21 protein-coding genes, 1 tRNA gene and 3 rRNA genes are annotated in these 26,175 nt (G+C 33.7%); 3 read left to right on the top strand and 22 right to left on the bottom strand.

The window, feature by feature from the left end:
* Positions 1-388: 388 nt before the first annotated feature.
* The 13 genes from CLJU_RS00730 to CLJU_RS00670 form a co-directional block, all read right to left on the bottom strand.
* Positions 389-1,426 (bottom strand): C40 family peptidase, encoded by a 1,038-nt coding sequence (locus CLJU_RS00730; protein ID WP_013236839.1) that lies wholly within the window; start codon positions 1,424-1,426, stop codon positions 389-391.
* Positions 1,427-1,690: 264 nt separating this feature from the next.
* Positions 1,691-2,530, bottom strand: a complete 840-nt coding sequence (gene rsmI, locus CLJU_RS00725; RefSeq protein ID WP_013236838.1) for a 16S rRNA (cytidine(1402)-2'-O)-methyltransferase — start codon at positions 2,528-2,530, stop codon at positions 1,691-1,693.
* Between the two features lie 6 nt (positions 2,531-2,536).
* On the bottom strand, positions 2,537-3,289 hold the full coding sequence (locus CLJU_RS00720; protein ID WP_013236837.1) for a tRNA1(Val) (adenine(37)-N6)-methyltransferase: 753 nt from the start codon (positions 3,287-3,289) through the stop codon (positions 2,537-2,539).
* Between the two features lie 174 nt (positions 3,290-3,463).
* Positions 3,464-4,315 carry an OmpA/MotB family protein gene (locus CLJU_RS00715; protein WP_013236836.1) on the bottom strand — a complete coding sequence of 284 codons (852 nt, stop codon included), beginning with the start codon at positions 4,313-4,315 and terminating at the stop codon, positions 3,464-3,466.
* Positions 4,312-5,106, bottom strand: coding sequence for a flagellar motor protein (locus tag CLJU_RS00710; RefSeq protein WP_013236835.1), 795 nt, complete (start codon positions 5,104-5,106; stop codon positions 4,312-4,314). The genes CLJU_RS00715 and CLJU_RS00710 overlap by 4 nt, the downstream gene beginning before the upstream one ends.
* Before the next feature lie 146 nt (positions 5,107-5,252).
* Positions 5,253-5,426 carry a DUF362 domain-containing protein gene (locus tag CLJU_RS00705; protein ID WP_013236834.1) on the bottom strand — a complete coding sequence of 58 codons (174 nt, stop codon included), beginning with the start codon at positions 5,424-5,426 and terminating at the stop codon, positions 5,253-5,255.
* A gap of 245 nt (positions 5,427-5,671) precedes the next feature.
* The gene (locus CLJU_RS00700; protein WP_013236833.1) at positions 5,672-5,875 is read right to left on the bottom strand and encodes a heavy-metal-associated domain-containing protein; all 204 of its coding nucleotides are present in this window, start codon (positions 5,873-5,875) and stop codon (positions 5,672-5,674) included.
* Between the two features lie 10 nt (positions 5,876-5,885).
* Positions 5,886-6,791: a PSP1 domain-containing protein gene (locus CLJU_RS00695; RefSeq protein ID WP_013236832.1), complete on the bottom strand. Its 906-nt coding sequence runs from the start codon at positions 6,789-6,791 to the stop codon at positions 5,886-5,888.
* Between the two features lie 4 nt (positions 6,792-6,795).
* Complete coding sequence (locus CLJU_RS00690) at positions 6,796-7,740, bottom strand: DNA polymerase III subunit delta' (protein ID WP_013236831.1); 945 nt, start codon at positions 7,738-7,740, stop codon at positions 6,796-6,798.
* A 16-nt stretch (positions 7,741-7,756) separates the two neighbouring features.
* Positions 7,757-8,086 carry a cyclic-di-AMP receptor gene (locus CLJU_RS00685; RefSeq protein WP_013236830.1) on the bottom strand — a complete coding sequence of 110 codons (330 nt, stop codon included), beginning with the start codon at positions 8,084-8,086 and terminating at the stop codon, positions 7,757-7,759.
* A gap of 130 nt (positions 8,087-8,216) precedes the next feature.
* Positions 8,217-8,900 carry a dTMP kinase gene (locus tag CLJU_RS00680; RefSeq protein WP_013236829.1) on the bottom strand — a complete coding sequence of 228 codons (684 nt, stop codon included), beginning with the start codon at positions 8,898-8,900 and terminating at the stop codon, positions 8,217-8,219.
* A gap of 17 nt (positions 8,901-8,917) precedes the next feature.
* Complete coding sequence (locus tag CLJU_RS00675; protein ID WP_013236828.1) at positions 8,918-10,366, bottom strand: aminotransferase class I/II-fold pyridoxal phosphate-dependent enzyme; 1,449 nt, start codon at positions 10,364-10,366, stop codon at positions 8,918-8,920.
* Positions 10,345-10,557 carry a sigma factor G inhibitor Gin gene (locus CLJU_RS00670; RefSeq protein WP_013236827.1) on the bottom strand — a complete coding sequence of 71 codons (213 nt, stop codon included), beginning with the start codon at positions 10,555-10,557 and terminating at the stop codon, positions 10,345-10,347. The genes CLJU_RS00675 and CLJU_RS00670 overlap by 22 nt, the downstream gene beginning before the upstream one ends.
* A 304-nt stretch (positions 10,558-10,861) precedes the next feature.
* On the opposite strand from CLJU_RS00670, the gene CLJU_RS00665 reads away from it, so the two are divergent.
* On the top strand, positions 10,862-11,803 hold the full coding sequence (locus CLJU_RS00665) for a magnesium transporter CorA family protein (RefSeq protein ID WP_013236826.1): 942 nt from the start codon (positions 10,862-10,864) through the stop codon (positions 11,801-11,803).
* Between the two features lie 18 nt (positions 11,804-11,821).
* Entirely contained in the window at positions 11,822-12,736 is a 915-nt protein-coding gene (locus CLJU_RS00660; RefSeq protein ID WP_029170199.1) for a S66 peptidase family protein, read from the top strand.
* 124 nt (positions 12,737-12,860) lie between these two features.
* Here the strand turns inward: CLJU_RS00660 and CLJU_RS00655 are convergent, their stop codons facing one another.
* Together CLJU_RS00655 and CLJU_RS00650 are read right to left on the bottom strand one after the other, a co-directional pair.
* Complete coding sequence (locus CLJU_RS00655) at positions 12,861-13,298, bottom strand: DUF6442 family protein (protein ID WP_013236824.1); 438 nt, start codon at positions 13,296-13,298, stop codon at positions 12,861-12,863.
* A gap of 503 nt (positions 13,299-13,801) precedes the next feature.
* A tRNA-Cys gene (locus CLJU_RS00650) sits at positions 13,802-13,875 on the bottom strand.
* A gap of 176 nt (positions 13,876-14,051) precedes the next feature.
* Here CLJU_RS00650 and CLJU_RS00645 point away from each other — a divergent pair.
* Positions 14,052-14,777, top strand: a complete 726-nt coding sequence (locus CLJU_RS00645) for an NAD-dependent protein deacylase (RefSeq protein ID WP_013236823.1) — start codon at positions 14,052-14,054, stop codon at positions 14,775-14,777.
* A gap of 266 nt (positions 14,778-15,043) precedes the next feature.
* Here the strand turns inward: CLJU_RS00645 and rrf are convergent.
* The 7 genes from rrf to CLJU_RS00610 form a co-directional block, all read right to left on the bottom strand.
* Positions 15,044-15,160 (bottom strand): 5S ribosomal RNA (rrf, locus tag CLJU_RS00640).
* Positions 15,161-15,367: 207 nt separating this feature from the next.
* A 23S ribosomal RNA gene (locus CLJU_RS00635) occupies positions 15,368-18,257 on the bottom strand.
* 418 nt (positions 18,258-18,675) lie between these two features.
* Positions 18,676-20,185: ribosomal RNA gene (locus CLJU_RS00630) — 16S ribosomal RNA — on the bottom strand.
* The 16S, 23S and 5S rRNA genes sit together here, the layout of an rRNA operon.
* Positions 20,186-20,777: 592 nt before the next feature.
* Positions 20,778-21,752 carry an ABC transporter permease gene (locus CLJU_RS00625; RefSeq protein WP_013236822.1) on the bottom strand — a complete coding sequence of 325 codons (975 nt, stop codon included), beginning with the start codon at positions 21,750-21,752 and terminating at the stop codon, positions 20,778-20,780.
* Entirely contained in the window at positions 21,749-23,248 is a 1,500-nt protein-coding gene (locus tag CLJU_RS00620; RefSeq protein WP_013236821.1) for a sugar ABC transporter ATP-binding protein, read from the bottom strand. Before CLJU_RS00620 ends, CLJU_RS00625 begins: the two co-directional genes overlap by 4 nt.
* Positions 23,249-23,339: 91 nt before the next feature.
* The gene (locus tag CLJU_RS00615; protein WP_013236820.1) at positions 23,340-24,326 is read right to left on the bottom strand and encodes a sugar ABC transporter substrate-binding protein; all 987 of its coding nucleotides are present in this window, start codon (positions 24,324-24,326) and stop codon (positions 23,340-23,342) included.
* Between the two features lie 457 nt (positions 24,327-24,783).
* Positions 24,784-26,157, bottom strand: a complete 1,374-nt coding sequence (locus tag CLJU_RS00610) for an MFS transporter (protein WP_023162526.1) — start codon at positions 26,155-26,157, stop codon at positions 24,784-24,786.
* Between the last annotated feature and the right edge of the window lie 18 nt (positions 26,158-26,175).

Genomic DNA, 26,175 nt, shown 5'->3' with positions numbered 1-26,175 from the left:
CCCTAAAATCTGAGATTAGTAAGTAACGTATATCTATTATAACATTAAATTGATATGTACCTCAACACATGTATAAAATTTTCAGAAGAAATATTGCAAATTTTAAATAAAGCCAAATATTATTTTAATAATTTATTAATTATATTTTATGTTTATTAACAATTTTTCATAAAAAATATGTAAATTTTAAACTTGCCTTTATTTTCTAACTATAGGCCTAAAAATTCTTATAAAATTCACATTTGAAAAGTTTTCTGTTCCCTATTTGCCACATCGTGTCTTTTATGTTTATATCTGTAAAATAAAAAAACATAGCTAAACTCTCGAGTACAAAATGGATTTAGCTATGTATGTATACTGAAATTTAAAATAATATGTCACTAAATTATTATTTAACTCTTCTTCCACCTGTAAAATCTGATCTGTTATCTAAAGCTGCTATTCTAACTGAAAGCCCAGTACGTGGTGCTTCAATAAACTGACCATCACCTACATACATTCCTACATGATATGCTGGAGAACCAAAGAAAACTAAATCTCCTGGCTTAAGCTCATCTCTTGATACAGGTGTGCCCACATTTTGCTGTTCCTCTGAAGTTCTTGGCAAATTAATTCCAAAGTTTGCATATACATATTGAACTAATCCTGAACAATCAAACCCTGAAGGAGATGTTCCTCCATATACATAAGGGACTCCTAAAAAGTTAGAAGCATATGCTACTACTGCATCAGATGATATTATGGTACCTCCTCTTGAAGCACTAACATTACTTGCAGCTGAAGCAATTGCCTTTAAAGTTGCTTGATCAGTAATTTCTAAAGACTTTTCTTGTGCATCTAAAGATGCTATTACATTTTTTGCACTTTCTTTATCACTATTAAGCTTGGCCAACTTTTTTTCATTTTCTGACTTTAGTGCCAATAGCTTATTATTTTCATTATTTAGTTTTTCTTTTCCACTAGCTAATTGCTCTTTTTTACTTTTTAAATCGCCTACAACATTCTTGTCAAAACTCATTACTTTTCCAACATTATCTACTCTAGATATAAAATCGTTTAAATTACTTGCATTTAATATTGCTCCCAGGTAACCACTCATGTTATTTGTATACATAGCCTTTGCTCTTTGATTAAATACTTTCTGCTGGCTTTCTATACTAGCTTGCACAGAATCTATGTTAGCTTGAGTTTGTTTTATACTATTAGAAACTGAGGCAATACTTTTTTTATTATTTTCTAAGTCATTCATAGTTTGTATTACTTGGTTGTCCATTTTTTCAGCTTTAATTTCCAATTCCTGCTTTTGTTGTTTAACCTGCTCTAATGAAGTCGATGAACTTGATGCACTTGGCGCAGCTAAAACATTTGCCCCTGTTGACAATGCCAAAGTTAATGCAATTGCAACAGATAAGGTTCTTTTATTCAAAACTTTTCTACCTCCTCGTAAAATACTTAACAGCTTACAAATTTCAGCCCCTTATAACCATAAAAAACTCAAATTCGCAAATAACATGTTTCCATTATACCATTAAATTGGTATATACCTCAACACATATATAAAATTTATATCAGAGACATTATAAGTTTCTAATAAAATCAGCTTCTTTTTTAGTAATTTGTTACTTATATTCTATATCTATTAACGATATTTAATAAATTTTATACAATTTTTAAGCTTACTTTTTTCTTATTATAGGTTTAAAGAATACTTATAAACTTCAGATTTCGAAAGTTTTCTATCCTTAGCTACTTTTTTTATAGCTTCTTTTTTATCTAATCCATCTTCCATATACATTTTTATATGTTTTTCTATAGACAAGTTTATCCATTTTTCACTTTCTTCTCTTAAAAGTTCTTTTTCATCCTTACCTTCTACTACCAGTACAAATTCCCCTTTTGCATTATTACTTTCATAATAATTCATAGCTTCTTCTAATGTAAATCTCAATATTTCTTCATGAACTTTTGTAAGCTCTCTACAAATGCCTATATGTCTATTACCTAGGACGGTTGCTAATACTTCTAAGGTGCTTGTCAGTCTATGTGGTGCTTCATAAAATATCAATGTTTCAGTTCTATTTTTTACACCCTCTAGTATACTTCTCCTATCTTTATTTTCCCTAGGTAAAAATCCAATGAATGTAAACCTTGACGTATCCAGACCCGAGTAAACCAAAGCCGTTGTTACTGCAGTGGCACCAGGCAGGACTTCAAATTCTATTCCCTGTTCTATACAACTTTTTACCATAATGCTTCCTGGATCTGATATACCTGGTGTCCCAGCATCACTTACTAATGCTATATCTTTACCATCTTTCAACTTTTGTATTAATAATTTGCTTTTCTCATTTTCGTTGTATTTATGGCAACTTATAAGTGGTTTTTTTATATTGAAATGATTTAATAGCTTTAAACTCTGTCTGGTATCTTCTGCTGCTATTAAATCTACATTTTTAAGGGTATCAAGAGCTCTTAAGGTTATATCACTTAAATTTCCTATAGGAGTTGCCACTAAAAAAAGTTTTCCCATCACACATTATCTCCTTAAACATCTTCCGTATATTCTATCAATTTCATCTGTATAGCTTCCATCTAATTTATGTACACATATAGGTACTTCCCATTTTAAAAATGGCTTTCCATTATTTTGTCCCTCTATAAGTACCATATTAGGTGCCTTGTTAACACATGGCTGTACCATTGTCATCAGCTTTGGTTCTATATTGTATTTCCTCATAGTGTACATTATGTCTACAAGCCTATCCGGTCTATGGATCATATATAACTTTCCATTATCTTTTAATAAAATCTTTGCTGCCTTTATAACATCTTCTAATGTACAGCATATTTCATGCCTTGATATTGCATTTTCGTATTGGTCATTTGTGATTCCCGAATTTTTTAATTTATAAGGTGGATTTACCGTTACTACATCCGCTTTTGGTAACTTTTTTAAAAATTCAAAATCTACTAAATCTCTGTGAATAAATTCAACTTTTTTCTCCATGCCATTAAAAATTACAGAACGAGTTGCCATATCTACCATATCTTTTTGAATTTCCATACCTGTTATATGCTGAGCCTTTGTTTTACCAGCTATTATAAATGGTACTATCCCTGTTCCACTGCACAAATCAATTATATTCATTTTAGGTTTAATCTTAGCAAAATTTGCAAGTAAAACAGCATCCACTCCAAACCTAAAGCTATTTTTTTTCTGTATAATACATATTCCATTTATTTGTAGATCATCTAATGTTTCATCACTTCTCACTAACTTCAATTTCACTTAAACATCCTCACTTATAAAATTTATTTTACACAAGTTTACACATTAACTTAAATTGTAATTTAAATAAAATATGTTGTCAAATACTAGATACTTAACTATCATTAATTTTTGTAAAAAATAAAATCCCATTAAAATTAAGGGATTTAATAAATAGTATATTACTAACTATGTTTAATGTTGTTGAGATTGATTTACCTTTTGTTGATCTGTAGTTGTAATCTGTGAGGTACCCTGCGAACTGTTGGTGCTGCTGCTTGTACTATTTCCACGTTCAATACTGTTAAATTTATTGCTTTCTATAATTATATCTACTCTCCTATTTTTAGCTCTATTTGCATCTGTAGAGTTATCAGTAACTGATCTGTATTCTCCATAGCCTACTGATGTAAGTTTTTCAGGTTTAATACCTACTTTATTTTGTAAAAATTGAGTTACATTAGCTGCTCTAGCACAAGATAACTGCCAATTAGATGCATATTCATTATTGCTAATAGGCACATTATCCGTATGTCCTTCCACCCTTATGGAATTTCCCATTTGATTTATCATTTTTCCTATTCCCATTAATGTATTTTGGATTTCAGGTTTTATTTCTGCTTTTCCTGTATCAAAAAACAAGGTATTACTTAAACTAACAACAAGACCTCTTTCATCTATCTGTGAGCTTACACTTTGACTTAATCCGTTAGCTGCAAGATATGAGTCCACTTGCTTTTTTAATTGCTTTAATTTATTTGCTTCCATCTTAACCTGTTCTTCAGATTGGTCACTCTCAGTTGGCTTATCTACTGTTTTAACACTATCTTTAACACTAGAAGTATTATCAGCACCTATTATTGTTTTTCCTCCTCCCATTGCTATACTGAGAGATTGAGAAAGTTTATTATATTTAGTTTGATCTACCTGGCTCATAGCATACATAACTACAAAGAATATCATAAGAAGCGTCATAAAATCAGCATAACTAAGCATCCATCTTTCTGCACTTGGTCCTTCATCTGGTTTTTTATTTTTCTTCTTCATAATTCAGCCTTCCCATCCATTCCTTCATATTTTGCCAATTCCTGCTTGTTCAAAAATCCTTTTAATTTTTCTGCTATAGTATTTGGATTTATGCCTTCTTGAATATATAATATTGCTTCAATTATAAGAGTTTTTTCCTTAACTTCCTTTTCATCTTGCTGCTTTAATCTATTACCTAATGGAAGCCATAATAAATTTGCAGATCCTATACCATATAATGTAGCCAAAAATGCACTTCCTATTTTACCACCTAAGCTAGCTGTATCTGTAAGGCTACCTAAAATATGAACCATTCCCATAACTGTACCTATAATACCCATCGTAGGCCCATATCCTCCTGCACTCTCAAATACACTTGCCCCCTGCTTATGTCTCTCAGATGTAGATTCAAGTTCCAATTCTAGTATATCTCTTACAGCTTGAGGATCTACCCCGTCTACTACAAGCTGAAGACCTTTTTTTATAAAAGGATCTAAATTAGGGTCATTGGATATTTCGCCTTCCAAACTTAACAAACCATTTTTTCTAGTTTTATAGGATACATCTTTAAAATATAAAATTAAATCAACTAAACTTGCTTTTCTAGGATTAAAAATTACTTTAAATATTTTAGGCACTCTTTTTAATACATCTAACGGAAATGATAAAGCTACAGCTCCAAACGTTCCACCAAAAACTATTACAGCTGCTGCACCGCCGAAAAGTGCCGTTGGGTTTCCTCCATCCATCACAAAACCAGCTGTTACTGCAGCAATTCCAAATATCGTAAATATGACAACAGATATATCCATTTTTCCCTCCATCTAGTACATTTTCTAACTATAATTTATTTAATCTCCTATCTATATTAATTATTCGTGTAAAATAACTTACTCTTTATACAGAATTTGATATTTATATAAATTAAAAAGGCCACCTTATGGTGACCTCCTAACAACTAGCTTTCTTCAACTGGTGCTCCTACTGGACAAACATTAGCACAGTTTCCACATTCTATACATTTTTCTGGATCTATTACAAATTGACTATCTCCTTGGCTTATAGCATCAGCTGGACATTCTGAAGCACATGAACCACAACTTACACAATCCTCTGTAATTTTATATGCCATCTTATGTAACACCTCCTTAATTTTTAGATAATGTTTTCATCCCCTGTATTTTATCACATTTGTTATAATTTTAAAAGATAATTTTAGGCATTTGAAAGAAAATAACAAGTCAAAGATGCAGCGAATATTTTTTATCAGATAAGGAGGCAGGTTCCGCAGATAGTGAATCCTATCTAAGGGTTCTACCCACGCAATATGATAAAAAATAGGCTAGCATACTGACTAGTTATTTCTTTGAAAATGCCTTATAATACTGCATAACCTAAATCTTCTATACACTGGATAATTTTATTCTCTGTTATAAAGTAATTATCATATACTATACTTACTTTTCCTTTTTCTTTATTTATTTGGCAGGCTATTACCCCTTCACTACTGGAAATAACTTTTCTTATTTTATTAACATCCTCAGAAGTACGTATATTAGGAATTTTAAATACTGATTTCATATGTTCCTCCTTAATCCTCCTTAAACAATTGTTTAATCATATCTGCATCTTCTGTTTCTTCATCAATTTTTATCTCATTTTCATCTATATTGCCTTCAAATCCTCCTGAAATTACTTTAATTTCACTTATAGGCACTTCTTTTACTATATCATCACCATCTTCAACTTTTATCTTTATTTTAATGCTTTCCTTTACTACAGAGTTATCTATAACTTCTCCCCTTCCATCAGGTGTACTAACTACAGACCCTACCTTAGGCAACTTCTGTCTTATTTTTTCATAAGTATCTTGTTCATAATTCAAACAACACATAAGTCTTCCGCATATTCCTGATATTTTAGTAGGATTCAATGACAAATTTTGTTCTTTTGCCATTTTTATAGAAACAGGTACAAAATCGCCTAAAAACGTAGAACAACACATAGCTCTGCCACAAGGCCCAAGGCCCCCTATCATTTTTGCCTCATCTCTTACTCCTATTTGTCTAAGTTCTATTCTTGTTCTAAATATGGATGCAAGATCTTTCACCAATTCTCTAAAATCTACTCGTCCGTCAGCTATAAAATAGAATATAACTTTATTGTTGTCAAAAGTATATTCTACATCTATAAGCTTCATATTTAATTCATGTTGTTGTATTTTTTCAATACATATATCAAAAGCCTTTTTCTCTTTTTCTTTATTTTCATTATATTTTTGTATATCTTCTTCTGTAGCTATTCTTAAAACACTTTTAAGTGGTGAAACTATATCACTCTCTCTTATATCTTTTGGTTCTATGACACACTCACCAAATTCTATTCCCCTTGCTGTTTCTACTATTACACTATTTTCTCTTTTTATATTTAAATTACCTGGTGAAAAATAATATATTTTACCGGCCTTTTTAAAACGTACTCCTATAACTGTTACCATATTTTTATACCTCCTGCATTTTCACCAACATAGAATTAAAAACTAAAGTTCTATTTACATTGCTTTCTAACTTTTCTCTAGTATCCTTTACTATATTAATAATATCATTCAACTTATTAAATGAAAACATTTCTCCTATGGTCTTTATATCTTCAAATTTATCAATATTTATAATAAACTTCCTATTACCCGTTTCTTTGTATACAAGTACATCTCTTATATATGACAAAATACAGGTTAGTACTTCCTCCCATTCATAATTGTCTTTAGCTATATAATCTGACAGCTTTAAACAGGAACTAAAATTCTCATGACATAATTCTTTAAATATATTTAAAATTATATTTCTCATTTCACTTAAAGATATATCCGAAATAAATTTTTGTGCTCTTCCAGGTATTCCATCACTAAACGCTAAGACAGATCTTAATTCTTCAGTAGATAAGTTAGGAAATTTGGCATTTAAAAAAGTCTCCATTTCTTTTTGACTTAACCTATTAAGTTTATATACTTGACATCTCGACTTTATGGTGTCCAATATTCCATCTAGCTTTTCACATAAAAGTAACATAAAGCTTCCACTGGGAGGTTCCTCTATAGTTTTTAATAACGCATTTTGAGCTGCTTCTGTCATTTTATCAGAATTATATAGTATTATTACTTTTTTGTCACCTTCGTAAGGTTTTTTATTTATTTCTTCTATTATATTTTTTACTTCTTCTATTCCAACGGACTTTTTACCTTTTGCTATTTTAAATTCAATTATATCCACATACTGTTTCATTTGCTTTTTTCCCAATATATCTAAAGCTATTTCTTTAGCAAGAAGACTTTTACCTATCCCATCTTCTCCTACAAAAATATGGGCATGAGAAAACCTATTGGAAGTTACAGAATTTTTTATCTGGAGTTTTATATTCTCATGCCCTATTATATTGCAAAATTCCAACTCAGTATACCTCCCATTAAATCTTTACAAACTTATCTACATCTACTACAAATATATTTGCTCCTCCAACTTCTACCTCCACAGGATAGGGCATATATACCCCTGTGGAACTTGCTACAGATGAAGGAGTTGTTATAATTTGATTTCTTGTTTTACATACGTCCTCTATATGGGCTATTACTTTATCAACGTCTTCTTCTTCCACTCCTATGAGCAAAGTTGTATTACCAGCTCTTAAAAATCCGCCTGTAGTTGCAAGTTTAGTAACCCTAAATCCACCTTCTGTTAAAATTTCCAAGAGATCAGTAGCATCATCATCTTGAACAATGGCTATAATTAATTTCATAAAACATCACCTCTTGTAATTTATTTTACAAATAATTGCCTAAATTTCTCAAATTAGCTTATATTTATTATACCATAAGTACTTATTATCTCATATAACTGAAACTTTTAATTAATACATTAACTTTTTACTATAGTATTTTTTTTATCAAATCATATATATCTTCGTGAATTTTATCTACAGTCTTTATTTCACTACCTTCTATACATGAAATTTTATTCCAATTATATTTATCTACAATATGTATAGCATTTTTATAAGAATTAACCAGATACTCATAATCTCTCTCATGTATGTCCTTTTCTGCATTACCCGTAAATTTATTATTCCTCTTAGTCATAAGTTTTTTACTATATTCAGGAGGCATATCCAAAAATATAACACAATCTGGTACAGGAAGTCTAAATATATCAAATTCAAAATTCCAGAGCCATTTTAAAAACTTATTTTTCTCTTCTAAATCATCAATTTTAGAAGCTTGATGTATCATATTAGCTGTTGTATATCTATCTGCAAGTATTATTCCACCATTTTCATAAAACTTTTTCCACTCCATCTTATAAGATGCAAATCTATCTACTGCATAAAATGTTGATGCCGCATATGCACTTACATCTTCAGGTTTTTTTCCAAAATCTCCATTTAAATACATTCTTACTAAAGCTGAAGATTCACTATTATAATTAGGATATTCTATTTTTTTTAAATTATAATTTTCATTTAAAAGCCTTTTATAAAGTTTTTCTGTCTGCGTAGCTTTTCCGCTGCCGTCACATCCTTCTATGACTATAAGTTTTCCTTTTTGTAAACTCATTCGCTTTCCTCCAAAATTTATTTTACAACTTTTATTTTATTATCTTTTACTCCAATTAAATCCATACTATTTTTTATATAATATTTAATAACTTGAATTACATTCTTATCTATCAGCTCTCCTATAGACAATACAGGAACTCCCGGAGGATATGGTATTACACTTGCCCCACTTATCTTTCCACACGAATCATTTAAATCCACCATTTCCTTTTCTACATCTATAACTTGAAATGGAATCATCTTGGATTGAGGTATTCCATATTTTATCCTATTTGTTTTTTTACATTTAATTCTTTCTAAATCACAATTCTTTAATACAGTATATAATCTTTCAAACTCCTCTTTTTCATTAAAGGGAGAAAGAATCAATACTAGGTTGGAATTGTCACTCATTTCACACTGTATATTTAGTTTTCTTAAATAATTTAAAAGTAAATTGCCACTGTATCCTGGTTCTAGATTTATAGTATATCTTGTTAAATCTATATCTGCTACACTTGGTACTGCCTTCCTTTCTTTAGAATTAAATTGTATTATATCCTTTCTGCCAATTACCTGCAATCCTCTTATAGAGTTTATCTTATCTCTATAGAATTCAGCTATCTCTATAAGTTTTTCGTAATCACTGCTGCCATACTCTTCAAGGTAAAATCGAGCATAATCCATAGAACAAAGTGCTATGTATGAAGGACTTGTACTTAAAAACGCATTATAATAAAAGTCTACTTTATCTATATATTTCTCATTGTTTACATGTAAATAAGCAGTTTGAGTTAAACTAGGCAGCGTTTTATGCGAACTAGTAACTACCATATCTGCACCAAGTGTTACTGCACTTTCCGGTAAATTTTTATTAACACCAAAATGTGCGCCATGAGCACAATCAACTAATACCTTTATGTTAAGCTTTTTTGCCTCCTTTATTATAAACTTAAGATTGCTGCATATTCCATAATAATTGGGATATGTAACTACTATTCCCTTTATATTCTTGTTTCTCTTTAGTGCTTGTAAAAAATGCTCCAAATTTACGCAAATAGGAGCATTTATTTTTTCACTTATAATATTTTCTAAATATATAGGAATTAACTTCCTCATAATTATTCCATTTAGTATAGAACTATGGCAATTTCTTTCTACTAAAATTTTATCCCCCTCATTAAAACTACTAAACAACATTATCATATTTCCAGACGTACTTCCATTAACTAAAAAATAAGACTTTTTACTTCCATAAAGCTTTGAAAGACGCTTACTTGCATCTAATATTATACTTTTTTGATTATGAAGATTGTCTACACCATCTACTTCAGTAATATCAAATTTTAAAATATTAGATATAAATTCTCTTCCTATTGAAGTATTATAAAAACCTCTTCCATTTTTATGACCTGGCATACAAAATGATATATTATTTTCCTTAATATATTTTAAAACTCCTTCTAAAAGTGGTAATTCTGACAATGAGTTATCTCTCCTCTTATAATAAAACGTGCTATAGTTTTACTTATTCTTTCTTTATAGTATTCGTAAAAATCTAAATCATTTTCTAATTTTATTAATCTTTCTTCACAACTTTTACATATTCCTCTACCATATATTATTATACCATCACTCAAAGGTTTTCCACATATGATACAATATTTTTTTTTCATCTACATCCTCCTAGCGGCACTACTTACAAATTAATATTATTACTTTTGTTATTTAAATTTTTACCCTTAATACATAAAATATTCAATTTAAAAAATTCTTTCTCATTTTTATATTCTATAATATATACTATTCAGTTCTACCCTTAAACTTATTTTGTCCACATAAATAAATTTAAATAGTAGCATTTATATTAATATCTTATAATGATATATTCAAAAGTATGTTTTCATAAGATATAATATAAATATACTATATAAATAAACCAACCAAGATACTCTGCTAATTTTTACAAGGAGGCATTACATGATTTCAATTTATAAAACTATAGACGAATCAAATAACATTCAATCTGTAGATACCATAGAACATGGCTGCTGGATTAACGTTGTAGCACCTTCAGATGAAGATTTACTTTTAATATCAAAGAAGTCTGGTGTTTCAATGGATTTTTTAAAAGCTGCTCTAGATGAAGAAGAAACGTCACGTATAGATACTGAAGATAATAATCTACTAGTAATAGTTGATATTCCTTTTACAGAAATGGAAGTTAATTCTTTAACCTATGATTCTTATCCATTAGCTATAATCCATACAGAATCTACTTTAATTACGGTTTGTTTAAAAAACAGTAATATTCTTACTGATTTTATAAATGGGAAAGTTAAATCCTTTTTCACATTTAAACGTTCTAGGTTTATTTTACAAATACTTTATAGAATAGCGAGCTATTACTTGCTCTATTTAAGACAAATAGACAAAAAAAGTGTAATGATTGAGCAAAGACTTCATAGATCTATGAAAAATAAAGAGTTTATTCAACTTTTATCTTTACAAAAGTCTCTTGTTTATTTTTCAACATCCCTAAAAGCTAATGAAATGACTTTAGAAAAAATGTTAAAGTTAGAACTTTTACAGAAATATCCTGAAGATCAAGATATTCTAGAAGATGTTATTATTGAAAATAAACAAGCCATAGAAATGACAAACATATATAGTAATATCTTAACAGGAACTATGGATGCATTTGCCTCAGTTATATCAAATAACTTAAACATAGTCATGAAACTCCTAGCTTCAGTAACTATAGTTATGGCAATTCCAAATATAATATTTGGTTCCTTTGGCATGAATTTATATGGAATACCTTTTGCTAAATCTCCAAATGGCTTCTGGATGGTATATGTCATAACAGCTTCAATTTGCCTGGTGTGTATATTATTTTTAAAGAAAAAAAACTTATTTTAATTTTAGGATGTGATGATTTTGATTGGAAAAAGATTAAAAAAAGGAGATACTATAGGCCTTGTATCTCCGGCGAGTGCAGAGAAACCTGAAAAAATCAAAGGAAAAATTGAATTTTTAAAAGACTTTGGTTTTAATGTTAAAGAAGGGAAACATATATATGACAAATGGGGTTATTTAGCTGGTAAGGATGTGGACAGGGCTTCCGATATTATGGATATGTTCTCAGACAAAAGTGTAGATATGATATTATGCACAAGAGGTGGATACGGCAGCATGAGGCTTCTTCCTCTTATTGATTTTAACATTATAGAAGAAAATCCTAAAATATTTGCAGGATTTAGTGATATAACCACTTTATTAAACAATATCTACAACAAATGCCATATGATTACCTTTCATTCTCCAATGTGTACTTCTACTTTTGATGATTTTACATTAAAAAGTTTTTTAGATACCCTAATGTGTGGATATGCTCCCTTTACTATAAAAAACCCTGAGGACATCCCCACACGGTATTTTAATGGAGAGTACGCAGCTGGTACTCTTATAGGTGGTAACCTATGCCTTATATCTAGTCTTCTAGGTACTCCTTATGCTCTAAATACTGAAAATAAAATACTCTTTATAGAAGATGTAGGAGAAGAACCCTATAGAATTGATAGAATGCTTACTCAATTAACACTAAGTGGAGACCTGCAAAAATGTTCAGGTTTTATTCTAGGACAGTTTACAAATTGTGAACTTCCACATTATGAACGAAGTTTAACTTTAACCGAAATACTTGAAGACAGGATACTTAGCTTAAAAAAACCAACTTTAATCAACTTTCAATCTGGCCATTCATATCCAAGAATAACTTTACCAATTGGGAGTAATGTAGAAGTAAATTTTAAAGAAGGAGAAATACATGTATTAGAATCTGTAGTGAAATAGATCATTTATTTACAAATATAAAACACACCAATTTTTTATACTATAGAGGCGCCATCCAGATTTGAACTAGGAAGAAATGTTTTCCTCAGCTAATCTAGTTGGCAAACTCCTATTATATACAATTTTACATATCCTTATCATATTTACTTATAAAATATATATTTGAAAATACAACAAACAGGTACGCAATAACAATGGCTAAAACTACTGACCAACTGACACCCATCAGTGCAAATGCCATCATCAATGCCCCGAATACCAATATCATAAGATCATATGCTTTAGCTTTAGCTTTATTTCTTATTGCTATATTTCTCTCATCTTTTTCATCAATTTCCCTTTGCTTAGCTATCTCGGGATTTTTTTTCATAGTATAGATGTCAAAGGCAGTACCAAGATTTTGTCCAAAGACCCCACCTCCAATTCCAATAAGAATATATGGTAAAGTCTCAATGATACCTTGATCATTTCTTGTAAGTTTTGCTAATATAGCACCTGCAGCCAAAATTACAAAACCAATGAGTGAAAATATTAAATACCTTGCAGCACTCTTACTTTTCATTTTTTTCCTCCTCATAGCTAATACTTCTTATAAGCTATTTTTCACATAACAACTATTTTCCTAAATTGTACGGAAAGTTAACTTTACATTTTTATGTTACTACCACATAGTATAGATGTCAAGTATACTTTCCATAAAAAATTATACAATAGTATTTGTCTGCAGAAAATATTGCTCTAAGACCTAATAAAATTATCAAATAAGTTGAAATAGAACGATAAACGAGGAAAATCAAAAGTGAGATGGGCAATATTCATAAGTCATTTATTTATATTACTTCTTATTTTGGGTTTTAGATGATAACTTAAATTCAGTTTTTCTAATATCTTAATAGGGTCAGGAATATGCTGTAGTACAGTTTGACAAATAGTAATATCATATCTTTTCTTTGGTATATTAATACAATAATAATTATACTACAATATACCAAAGTGCTATAAACAATAAAAAAGAAGTAACCTATCTACTGAAAAATCAGCAACCAGATTACTTCTGTATCTTTTTGGAGGCGCCATCCAGATTTGAACTGGAGATAAAGGTTTTGCAGACCTCTGCCTTACCACTTGGCTATAGCGCCATACTTTTTTTAACAGAGTTTATGATATCATTTTAAATACTTTTTGTCAACTCCAATTACTAAAAAACCCGCTGCTAAATAAAATGAATTACTCTTATACATAAAACATGCTAATATTTGCTAAACAATTAAACATATAAAAAGTATATGCTATAATATTAATCAGAGGTGATTTTATGAGTTATGAGAATTTAAAATCCGCTGTAAATTCAAGTACTAATATTGTATTTTTGGGTGGTGCAGGAGTTTCTACAGAATCGCAAATACCTGATTTTAGATCCGAAACAGGATTATATAAAACTAAAAATAATTTTTCATATCCCCCTGAAGTAATGCTAAGTCATAGTTTTTTTATGTCTCATACTGAGGATTTCTTTGATTTTTATAGGGCAAAAATGATATACAAAGATGCAAAGCCAAATGACGCCCATTACGCTCTTGCAGAATTAGAAAAAATGGGAAAGTTAAAAGCTATAGTAACTCAAAATATAGATGGTCTCCATCAAATGGCAGGGTCAAATAATGTATTAGAATTACATGGTTCCATTCATAGAAATCATTGCACTAAATGTGGAAAATCTTTTGATTTAGATTATGTACTAAATACCCCAGGTCTTATACCAAAATGTGATAAATGTAATGGAACAATAAAACCAGACGTAATTTTATACGAAGAAAGTCTAAACATGGACACATTAAATAAATCCGTAGAATACATCCAACAAGCTGATATGTTAATTGTAGGAGGTACTTCCCTAATAGTATATCCTGCTGCAGGGTTAATTAATTATTTTAAGGGAAAATATTTAGTTCTTATAAATAAATCTTCTACTTCTTATGATAATGAGGCTAATATAGTTATACATGACAGTATAGGAAAAGTTCTAAAAAGTATATTGTAAGATTTTATTCTTTTTAATAAACAGAGTTCTTGACATCAAGTGGAGTTTAAAACTCCACTTGTGATACCTTATTAACAGGCTTCTTAGTACTTTAGCACTTAAGTCTTTATCCTTTAGGAGATTATCAAGAAACGTAGCTTCTCTCAACGTACACTTGGAGAAAAGCAACTGTTACAAAATGCGTGTGAGTATTAGAGCTCATAATCATCAGATAAAATTAAATTATGATAAAAAAATAGAGTGCTAATCAGTACTCTATTTTTTTTACCTGGCAGCGACCTATTCTCCCACAGGGCCTCCCCTGCAGTACCATCGGCACCCTGAAGCTTAACCTTCCTGTTCGGTATGGAAAGGGGTGTTACCTTCACGTCATTACCACCAGATTATCATCGAAAATTGCTATAAGCTTCTCATATTTTCGTCAAGTCTTTCATTGCGGTGCTCATTTACATAAGTAAACTCTGCTCCTCATTCAAGCCTTTCCCCAATCTGATCGCTTCTATCAATTTTCTTATATATTAACTTTTAAGAGTTCAAATTACTCTGTCCTCTCAAAATTGCACAGTAAACTTTTTTTCTTTCGTTTTTATTTGGTCAAGCCCTCGACCTATTAGTATCAGTCAGCTTAACAGGTTGCCCTGCTTACACCTCTGACCTATCTCCTCGTGTTCTTCGAGGGGTCTTACTAGCTTACGCTATGGGAAATCTTATCTTGAGGTGGGCTTCACACTTAGATGCTTTCAGCGTTTATCCCTTCCCAACTTGGCTACCCAGCTATGCTCCTGGCGGAACAACTGGTTCACCAGCGGTCGGTCCATCCCGGTCCTCTCGTACTAAGGACAGCTCCTCTCAAATTTCCTGCGCCCGCGACGGATAGGGACCGAACTGTCTCACGACGTTCTGAACCCAGCTCGCGTGCCGCTTTAATGGGCGAACAGCCCAACCCTTGGGACCTACTTCAGCCCCAGGATGCGACGAGCCGACATCGAGGTGCCAAACCTCCCCGTCGATGTGAACTCTTGGGGGAGATCAGCCTGTTATCCCCGAGGTAGCTTTTATCCGTTGAGCGATGGCCCTCCCACGAGGTACCACCGGATCACTAAGCCCGACTTTCGTCCCTGCTCCACCTGTTTGTGTCGCAGTCAAGCTCCCTTCTGCCTTTGCACTCTTCGAAGAATTTCTAACCCTTCTGAGGGAACCTTTGTACGCCTCCGTTACTTTTTAGGAGGCGACCGCCCCAGTCAAACTGCCCGCCTAACATTGTCCCGTCTCCAGTTTCATGGAGCCCGGTTAGAATTCCAGTACTATCAGGGTGGTATCCCAACATCGACTCGGTAATGGCTGGCGCCACTACTTCCTAGTCTCCCACCTATCCTGTACAGACAATACCGAAATTCAGTGCTAAACTGCAGTAAAGCTCTACGGGGTCTTTCCGTCCAATCGCGGGTAGCAAGCATCTTCACTTGCACTTCAATTTCGCCGGATTTGTTGTCGAGACAGTGCTCAAATCATTACGCCATTCGTGCGGGTCGGAACTTACCCGACAAGGAATTTCGCTACCTTAGGACCGTTATAGTTACGGCCGCCGTTTACTGGGGCTTAAGTTCTGACCTTCGCTTGCGCTAAGTCTTCCCCTTAACCTTCCAGCACCGGGCAGGCGTCAGCTCCTATACTTCAGCTTTCGCTTTAGCAGAAACCTGTGTTTTTGATAAACAGTTGCTTGAGCCTTTTCTCTGCGGCCACTTGCGTGGCTCCCCTTCTCCCTAAGTTACGGGGTTAATTTGCCTAGTTCCTTAACAACAATTCTTCCGATGGTCTTAGGATTCTCTCCTCACCTACCTGTGTCGGTTTGCGGTACGGGCACATAAAAACTCCATAGAGACTTTTCTCGGCAGCGTGAAATCAGGTACTTCCCCTTGCGGGTTCCCCATAACACCTCATCATTGATATACCGGATTTTCCTGGTATACCTGACTCGATGCTTAGACATACATCCATTTGTATGCACACCTTATCCTCCTGCGTCATCCCTTTTGTCAAACGCTTTTATGCGGTATCGGAATTTCAACCGATTGTCCATCACCTACGCCTTTCGGCCTCGGCTTAGGTCCCGACTTACCCTGGGCGGACGAACCTTCCCCAGGAAACCTTAGGTTTTCGACCAATAAGATTCTCACTTATTTCTCGCTACTTATGCCAGCATTCTCTCTCCTGTACAATCCACCGTTCCTTCCGGTACGACTTCTACTCATACAGGATGCTCCTCTACCACTCTTTCGAGTCCACAGCTTCGGTGGTAAGTTTTAGCCCCGGACATTTTCGGCGCATGATCTCTTGACTAGTGAGCTATTACGCACTCTTTAAATGAGTGGCTGCTTCTGAGCCAACATCCTAGTTGTCTTAGAAATCACACATCCTTTCCCACTTAACTTACACTTTGGGACCTTAGCTGGTGGTCTGGGCTGTTTCCCTTTTGACCACGGATCTTATCATTCGCAGTCTGACTGCCGGAATTCAAGTATATGGCATTCGGAGTTTGATAAGGTTCAGTAACTGTTGTCAGCCCCTACCCCATTCAGTGCTCTACCTCCATTACTCATTTCCGACGCTAGCCCTAAAGCTATTTCGAGGAGAACCAGCTATCTCCGAGTTCGATTGGAATTTCTCCGCTATCCACAGCTCATCCCATGGTTTTTCAACACCAACGTGGTTCGGTCCTCCACGGAATTTTACTTCCGCTTCAACCTGGCCATGGATAGGTCACTCGGTTTCGGGTCTACAACATACAACTTTTCGCCCTTTTCAGACTCGGTTTCCCTCCGGCTCCGTACCTTAAGTACTTAACCTTGCTGCATATCGTAACTCGCTGGCTCGTTCTACAAAAAGCACGCCGTCGTACTTTACGTACTTCGACTGTTTGTGGACACACGGTTTCAGGTTCTATTTCACTCCCCTCCCGGGGTTCTTTTCACCTTTCCCTCACGGTACTCCTTCTCTATCGGTCACCAGGTAGTATTTAGCCTTGGGAGGTGGTCCTCCCTGTTTCCCACAAGGTTTCTCGTGTCTCGTGGTACTCTGGATTAGATCTGACTGCTCTTTGTTTTCATTTACAGGGCTTTTACCTTCTCCGGCGGAGCCTTCCAGCTCTCTTCAATTAACACTTCACAGTTTTTATGACCTATCCGCAACCCCAGGAACAAGTTCCTGGTTTGGGCTCTTTCCCTTTCGCTCGCCGCTACTTAGGAAATCGATGTTTCTTTCTCTTCCTCCGGGTACTTAGATGTTTCAGTTCCCCGGGTTTGCCTCTACAAACCTATGTATTCAGTTTGCAGTACCTAGCGTTGTCTAGGTGGGTTTCCCCATTCGGATATCTCTGGTTCTCTGGCTATTTGCGCCTACCCAGAGCTTTTCGCAGCTTATCGCGTCCTTCTTAGGCTCCTGGTGCCAAGGCATCCTCCATGCGCCCTTTGTAGCTTGACCTTTATTGTCGAAAATCGTCATTAACTTCGTCCAGCTTCGTCAAATACCTCATTCCGGTGCTCATTTACATAAGTAAACTCCGCTCCTCATTCGGTCTTTTCCTTGCTGTACTCGTTACTGCCAATTTTCTTAGTTCCATATATTATCTTAAATCTTTAAAATAATATACATCTACTACAAAGGTTATATTATAACCTTTGCTTTACTTTATTTCTTATTTACTGTGCAATTTTCAAAGGACAAATTTTTTCAGTGGTTAAACAATAATGTTTAACTCACCTGGGATACATATAATATCATGTCGATCAATTTTGGTCAACATGTAAATAATCCCTGGAAATTAAACAGAGTAGACTTTCTAACTTACTTAAACCATCAATTTATAAGATAGATTATACTCTATCTTTCGACTCCCTAGAAAGGAGGTGATCCAGCCGCAGGTTCTCCTACGGCTACCTTGTTACGACTTCACCCCAATTACTAACCCCACCTTCGGCCGCGTCCTCCTAAGTTAGACTACGGACTTCGGGTGTTGCCAGCTCTCATGGTGTGACGGGCGGTGTGTACAAGGCCCGGGAACGTATTCACCGCGACATTCTGATTCGCGATTACTAGCAACTCCAACTTCATGTAGGCGAGTTTCAGCCTGCAATCCGAACTGGGGGCAGTTTTTGAGGTTTGCTCCACCTTGCGGTCTTGCTTCTCTCTGTACTGCCCATTGTAGCACGTGTGTTGCCCTGGACATAAGGGGCATGATGATTTGACGTCATCCCCACCTTCCTCCGCGTTAACCGCGGCAGTCTTGCTAGAGTGCTCAACTAAATGTTAGCAACTAACAACAGGGGTTGCGCTCGTTGCAGGACTTAACCTAACATCTCACGACACGAGCTGACGACAACCATGCACCACCTGTATCCCTGCCCCGAAGGGCTTCTCTTATCTCTAAGATATTCAGGGTATGTCAAGTCCAGGTAAGGTTCTTCGCGTTGCTTCGAATTAAACCACATGCTCCGCTGCTTGTGCGGGCCCCCGTCAATTCCTTTGAGTTTTAATCTTGCGATCGTACTTCCCAGGCGGAGTACTTATTGTGTTTACTGCGGCACAGAAGGGGTCGATACCTCCTACACCTAGTACTCATCGTTTACGGCGTGGACTACCAGGGTATCTAATCCTGTTTGCTACCCACGCTTTCGTGCCTCAGCGTCAGTTACGGTCCAGAGAATCGCCTTCGCCACTGGTGTTCTTCCTAATCTCTACGCATTTCACCGCTACACTAGGAATTCCATTCTCCTCTCCCGCACTCTAGATATCCAGTTTGAAATGCAGTGCCCGGGTTAAGCCCGGGTATTTCACATCTCACTTAAATATCCGCCTACGCACTCTTTACGCCCAGTAATTCCGGACAACGCTCGCCACCTACGTATTACCGCGGCTGCTGGCACGTAGTTAGCCGTGGCTTCCTCCTTGGGTACCGTCATTATCGTCCCCAAAGACAGAGCTTTACAATCCGAAAACCTTCTTCACTCACGCGGCGTTGCTGCATCAGGCTTTCGCCCATTGTGCAATATTCCCCACTGCTGCCTCCCGTAGGAGTCTGGACCGTCTCTCAGTTCCAATGTGGCCGATCACCCTCTCAGGTCGGCTACGCATCGTCGCCTTGGTAGGCCGTTACCCTACCAACTAGCTAATGCGCCGCGGGTCCATCTCAAAGCGGATTACTCCTTTAAATCAGTCTCCATGTGAAAACTGATTATTATGCGGTATTAATCTCCCTTTCGGGAGGCTATCCCCCTCTTTGAGGTAGGTTACCCACGTGTTACTCACCCGTCCGCCGCTAATCCACTCCCGAAGGAGCTTCATCGCTCGACTTGCATGTGTTAAGCACGCCGCCAGCGTTCGTCCTGAGCCAGGATCAAACTCTTAATTTAAAAGTTTGTATTGACTCTTCTTATTACGAAATTACTTTTTTAGCTGCTCTCGCAGCTCAAAAGAATTGCTGGTTTATTCTAAATAAGTTGTACTTATATCTTCCTCTGTTTAATTTTCAAGGATCATTTTGCCGTCTCACTTCGACAGCCTTTATAGTATATCATTTTAAATTACATCTGTCAATACGTTTTATTATTTTTCTTTAAATAAAAAACTATTGATTTAATCTGTTTCTGTAATCTCCATGACAACGAAATTTATTATATCACAGCTTATACTTAACTCAGTTCACTTACTCCGGTATTTTTATAACTTAATTTGCATTTTCTCCTTTATACTACTTATATTCACCATTTTTCTTACATAGATACACATGGATATGTTTATACTTAATTTATTCTAACAGAGAACTATATTACCCATTTTTAATAAATATGATACCTATTACATATCATTAAATAACCCTAATAAACAAATTTCTTTTAGGATTGGAGATAAAACTATAGTATTTAAATACAAAAAAAGTTTCGGATATAATCTGAAACTTTTTTAATAAAAATTAATAAGCACCTTGTGAATTTATCCAAAGTATTATTTAGAAGTTCTTTTCTTTCTTATTACATCAATTCCTACAGCTAAAATTATAATTGCACCTTTAGCAAACCTCTGTGGTCCCTGTTGCACATCTAGTAGGTTCATTCCATTCGCAATTACTCCCATAATTAAGGCACCAATAAGTGTTCCAACTATACCGCCTTCTCCACCGGTCATACTTGTTCCACCTATAGCTACTGCCGCTATAGCATCAAGTTCGTTTCCATCACCTGCAACTGGTACTGCTGAATCAAGCCTTGCTGTTAAAATTATAGCAGCTATAGCACAGCATATTCCTGAAATCGTATAAACCAACATCTCATATTTATCCACATTTATTCCTGAAAGCTTACTTGCTACTCTATTTCCTCCAATAGCATACATGTATCTTCCAAACTTTGTGTATTTAAGCACATAATAACCTAATGCAAATATTACTGCCATAATAATTGCAGGAATTGGAACAACTCCAATAAATCCAGCAAAGCTTTTAAACCCAGCTGAGAAAGAATATACTGGTTGTCCATTTGTTATAGTATATGCAAGTCCTCTAGCCATAGTCATAGTTCCTAGTGTAGCTATAAAAGGTTGGAGTTTAACCTTTGATATTAAAATTCCATTTAAGAAACCAATAGCTGCACCTAGTATAATACCTACTAAAATAGCTAACACAACAGACATTCCTGCTTTCATGCATAATGCCATAATAAGTCCTGTAAATGCAATAATTGAACCAACAGATAAGTCGATTCCTCCAAGTAATATTACAAAAGTCATACCAACAGATATTATTCCAATTTGTGCAATCTGCTGCAATATGTTAAATACATTTTTTACAGTAAGAAAATCTGGAGACAACACAGCCATAACTACAATTAAAACAACTAATGCAATGACAACCCCTAGCTTATCCAGTATGTCATTTATACTAGTCTTTTTCTTTTTTTCAGTATCTTCTAACTGATTCATCATTCTATACCTCCTGTTGCATAATGCATTATTTTTTCTTGAGTAGCCTCATCCTTATTTAATTCTCCAGTTATTTTCCCTCTACACATAACTAATATTCTATCACTCATGCCAAGTACTTCAGGAAGTTCTGAAGAAACCATAATTATTCCTACCCCACTTTTAACTAAATCATTCATAATATTATAAATTTCTATTTTAGCACCTACATCTATTCCACGAGTAGGTTCATCCACAATTAAAACCTTTGAATCAGATAATAGCCACTTTGCTATAACAATCTTTTGTTGGTTTCCACCGCTCAGTGTACCTGCAATTTGTCTATATCCTGAAGACTTAATTGACAATTTAGATATATAATCTTTTATTTCCTTGACTTCTTTTCTAAGATTTAATTTTATAGGATTACTAATATATTTGCCAAGGGATGCTAAGGTTATATTTTGACCTACACCCATCTGTAAAACAAGACCTTCATCTCTTCTATTTTCCGTTACAAATCCTATACCATTTTTTATTGCTTTCATAGGGGAATTTATTTCAACTTTTTTACCTTTTAAATATATTTCACCAGAATCAAATGAATCTATACCAAATATAGCCCTCATTACTTCTGTTCTTCCCGCACCCATAAGACCAGAAAATCCTAGTATTTCGCCTGATCTCAAACTGAAATTTATATTTTCAAAAACTCCTTTTTTGGTTAATCCCTTAACCCTTAATATTTCTTCTCCTAAATCAACCTTTATTTTAGGAAATTTTTCTTTAATTTCTCTTCCTACCATTAATTTTATAAGTTCATCTATAGATGTACCTTTGATATTAACTGTTTCTACAGTTTCTCCATCTCTCATAACAGTAACTCTATCACCAATTTGAGCAAATTCCTCAAGTCTATGAGAAATGTATATTATAGAAACTCCTTCAGATTTAATTTTTCTCATTATTTTAAATAAATTATCTATTTCTTTTTCTGTCAGTGCCGCTGTTGGCTCATCCATTATTATGATATCAGAATGAACCGATAGTGCTTTTGCTATCTCAACCATTTGTTGCTGGGCAATTCCTAAATTCTTTATTGGTTTATCTACAGGTATATCTACATTTAAGTAATCAATCATCTTTTGTGCATCATTGTACATTTTTTTGAAATTAACCTTACCAGGTACCTTGGATTCAGGTTCTCTTCCAAGATATATATTCTCAGCAACAGTCATATAGGGAACTAAATTAAATTCCTGATAAATTATGCTTATTCCAAGTTTCTCAGCATCTTTTGGAGAATTTATCTCTACTTTGTTTCCGTTTAGTATAATGTCTCCACTATCTTTTGAATATGCTCCAGAAAGTATCTTCATAAGAGTTGATTTACCTGCACCATTTTCACCAAGTAAAATATGAACTTCTCCTTTTTTAACTTCAATTCCCGAATTTTTAAGAACTGTAACTCCTGAAAAACTTTTAGTTATGTTCTCCATTTTCAATATAGTTTCTGACAATATTACCCCCCCTTTTGCCACAAATTACGTAACTAAATATTTTACTCTTAGAAAATGTTAAAGCTAACATTTTCTAAGAGCAAATATAGAATTATTTTGCTTTATAAGTACTAACGTTACTCTTGTCTACTACAAAAGTCTTTGTCTGATCTAATTTATTTGCCATTTTTTCACCTTTTAAAGCTTTAGAACAATCTATTATACTTTCTTTACCAATTTGTTTTGGATCTGTATAAATTGTAGCAGTAGTTTCTCCCTGTGCGATTGAATCTAAAGTAGCTGGATTTCCATCTATACCAATAGTAACTCCATCCTTAACCCCTGCTGATTTAAAAGCTTGGGCTGCACCTATTGCCATTTCATCACTCAATCCATAAAACATATTTATAGCCTTATTAGCTTGATAAAGGTTAGTTGCAACATTCATGCCTTTTTCTCTCTGCCAATCAGCTGGTTGTGTAGCTACAATCTTTACATTTGAATATTTTTTAGCTTCATTTACAAATCCACCTTTTCTATTGTCTGTAAATACACCAGGAAGACCCTCTAATACACCAACATTGAATTGCTTGTCTTTAAGTTTAGTTCCTAAATAGTCTGCAGCCTGAGCTCCTGCTTGTTTTTGGTCATATCCAACATAAGCATAAACATCTGCACCCTTTATTGGACTTAATGAGTTAAATACAATAACTGGTATCTTTGCATCATTTGCTTTTTTTACAACAGCAGCCATAGTTTTATCATCTGTGGTACATATTGCAATAGCATCAACTTGCTGAGTTATAACGTCTTCAACTATTTTTAATAATCCATTGAAATCGTCTTCTGTTTGAGGAGCCAATACTTTTATGTTAAATCCTTCTTTAGCTGCTTCTTGCTTTGCTCCTGTAACAGCCTGAGTATAAAATGGGCTTACAAGTGATGGTGGAATAAATGCTATCGTTTTCTTTTTACTGCTTGTACCAGAACTTGAAGTACTTGTACTTCCACATGCCATGAGACCTACACTTAGAACTAATACAAGTCCACATAATAGAATTGACCTCATGCTTTTTCTAATTGATTTAAATTTAATCATTTTTAAATCCCCTCTCCTTTTAATTAAAAAATCAAGTTTATATTGTAAATTTTTATTACTAATCTTAACAATTGTAATTACTGTTATGGTCTTCATTGTATCCATATTAGTCCCTTATATTCCATTAAATGAAAGCGATTTCTTAAATTTATAATAATATTTGTTCGTACAAATGTCAATTGTTTTTTGTGATTATCAGTATTAATTTTTATATTTTGTCATAAAATTAACCTACTTTCTATTAATTATTATCTTTTGAATTTTAATGGCATATTTTGACATTCAAATTAAAAAATATAGAGAGTATCATCTCTAATGATAAAAAAACCATCAGAAAAGACACTCCCTATTATTTACTTCTTATTTATTTGTTATTTTATTGAAACTAAAACCTTATTTCACTTATTCATTTTTATATGTCAGTTACAATATTGTATAAAATCTGCAAGTACATTTATTAGTTATTTTCTGCACTCATTTTACTTTTTCTTAATTGTAAATCCTTCATAATGCGTGGATACTCTTTGTCAAGTCCATAACAGAGCAATAATATAATTTGAGCAACATATATTATTATTGGAACATGAATAAACAATGCTTTTATTGAAAATACCGCAGAACTAGCTTGTACTGCTTGTGCACCATTATATCCTCCCCAAGCTAAAATCCATCCTGTTATGGCTGTACCAAAACCTATACCCATCTTTTGTCCTAAACTACCTCCGCTATAAAGCAATCCTTCATTTCTTATGCCTGTTTTCCATTCACCATATTCTATAGTATCAGGGAATAATGCCCACACTCCTCCTAGCAAGAAAGCTTGGCCAAAACCTTTAACAATTTGAGAAACCATAACAACTGTTAAACTATACGGATTTATTATTGTAATTAAGTAACCACCTATGCTTATTATTGAACCAATGATCATAGCATTTCTTTTTCCGTATTTATCATAAACTTTTGAGATCATAAGGAATCCCACTAATACTGGAGCTAAATATGCAATAGTTAATCCTCCAACTAGAGAAGAATTACCAAGAAGATATTTAGCATAATATACCGTACTACCTTGATTTATAGCATATCCAATACTATAAACTATAAAAAATATAGTTGCTATAAACCAATATTTATTTTGACATAAAGCCTTTAGACTAATCTTCAAAGGAATTTTTTCCTTTTTAATTGGTTTTACTCTTTCTTTTTGCGTTTTAAAAACATAAACAAATAATAATAGAGAAACTACTCCTAAAACTGAATAAGTTAAAGCCCATCCAGGTTGTTTTCCTCCAAATAAATTTACCAATGGCATTGTAAGATTAGTAACAATTAATACTCCTATTTGTGCCAAAAACATTCTAAAAAGATTTAATACTTCTCTCTGATGTTGATCTTGAGTAACCAATGAATTTAATGTACCATAAGGAATAGCAATTGCAGTAAACGCTATCATAAGTAAATTATACGATATTACAATATACACTATCTTTCCAAAAGTGCTTATGTTTGGTACCATAAATATTGATACTGTTAAAACAACAAAAGGAATTGATCCCCATAATATCCAAGGACGAGCTTTACCATACTTTGAATTAGTTTTATCAACAATTGTGCCCATTATAACATCTAAGACACCATCTAAACAACGTGAGAACAACATAATAGTTCCAATAATAGCAGCAGACATACCAACAACATCAGTATAGAAATAAACTACAAACATTCCCAAAGAAGCCCAAGTAAAGTTAATGGCTAAATCACCACATCCATAACCAAACTTCTCACTAAATTTTAAATTTTCTTTAAAAACATCTTTATCTTGTACTTTCATATCCACTTACCTTCCCAC

Source organism: Clostridium ljungdahlii DSM 13528 (genome assembly GCF_000143685.1).
GTDB lineage: Bacteria > Bacillota > Clostridia > Clostridiales > Clostridiaceae > Clostridium_B > Clostridium_B ljungdahlii.
This window is presented reverse-complemented; position numbering and strand designations above follow the sequence as displayed.

Excerpts from the sequence above, each read along its gene's own strand:
- rsmI (WP_013236838.1), bottom strand. The coding sequence starts at position 2,530 with ATGGGAAAACTTTTTTTAGTGGCAACTCCTATAGGAAATTTAAGTGAT.
- CLJU_RS00715 (WP_013236836.1), bottom strand. The coding sequence starts at position 4,315 with ATGAAGAAGAAAAATAAAAAACCAGATGAAGGACCAAGTGCAGAAAGA.
- CLJU_RS00710 (WP_013236835.1), bottom strand. The coding sequence starts at position 5,106 with ATGGATATATCTGTTGTCATATTTACGATATTTGGAATTGCTGCAGTA.
- CLJU_RS00705 (WP_013236834.1), bottom strand. The coding sequence starts at position 5,426 with ATGGCATATAAAATTACAGAGGATTGTGTAAGTTGTGGTTCATGTGCT.
- CLJU_RS00700 (WP_013236833.1), bottom strand. The coding sequence starts at position 5,875 with ATGAAATCAGTATTTAAAATTCCTAATATACGTACTTCTGAGGATGTT.
- CLJU_RS00695 (WP_013236832.1), bottom strand. The coding sequence starts at position 6,791 with ATGGTAACAGTTATAGGAGTACGTTTTAAAAAGGCCGGTAAAATATAT.
- CLJU_RS00685 (WP_013236830.1), bottom strand. The coding sequence starts at position 8,086 with ATGAAATTAATTATAGCCATTGTTCAAGATGATGATGCTACTGATCTC.
- CLJU_RS00680 (WP_013236829.1), bottom strand. The coding sequence starts at position 8,900 with ATGAGTTTACAAAAAGGAAAACTTATAGTCATAGAAGGATGTGACGGC.
- CLJU_RS00670 (WP_013236827.1), bottom strand. The coding sequence starts at position 10,557 with ATGAAAAAAAAATATTGTATCATATGTGGAAAACCTTTGAGTGATGGT.
- CLJU_RS00665 (WP_013236826.1), top strand. The coding sequence starts at position 10,862 with ATGATTTCAATTTATAAAACTATAGACGAATCAAATAACATTCAATCT.
- CLJU_RS00655 (WP_013236824.1), bottom strand. The coding sequence starts at position 13,298 with ATGAAAAGTAAGAGTGCTGCAAGGTATTTAATATTTTCACTCATTGGT.
- CLJU_RS00645 (WP_013236823.1), top strand. The coding sequence starts at position 14,052 with ATGAGTTATGAGAATTTAAAATCCGCTGTAAATTCAAGTACTAATATT.
- CLJU_RS00625 (WP_013236822.1), bottom strand. The coding sequence starts at position 21,752 with ATGATGAATCAGTTAGAAGATACTGAAAAAAAGAAAAAGACTAGTATA.
- CLJU_RS00615 (WP_013236820.1), bottom strand. The coding sequence starts at position 24,326 with ATGATTAAATTTAAATCAATTAGAAAAAGCATGAGGTCAATTCTATTA.
- CLJU_RS00610 (WP_023162526.1), bottom strand. The coding sequence starts at position 26,157 with ATGAAAGTACAAGATAAAGATGTTTTTAAAGAAAATTTAAAATTTAGT.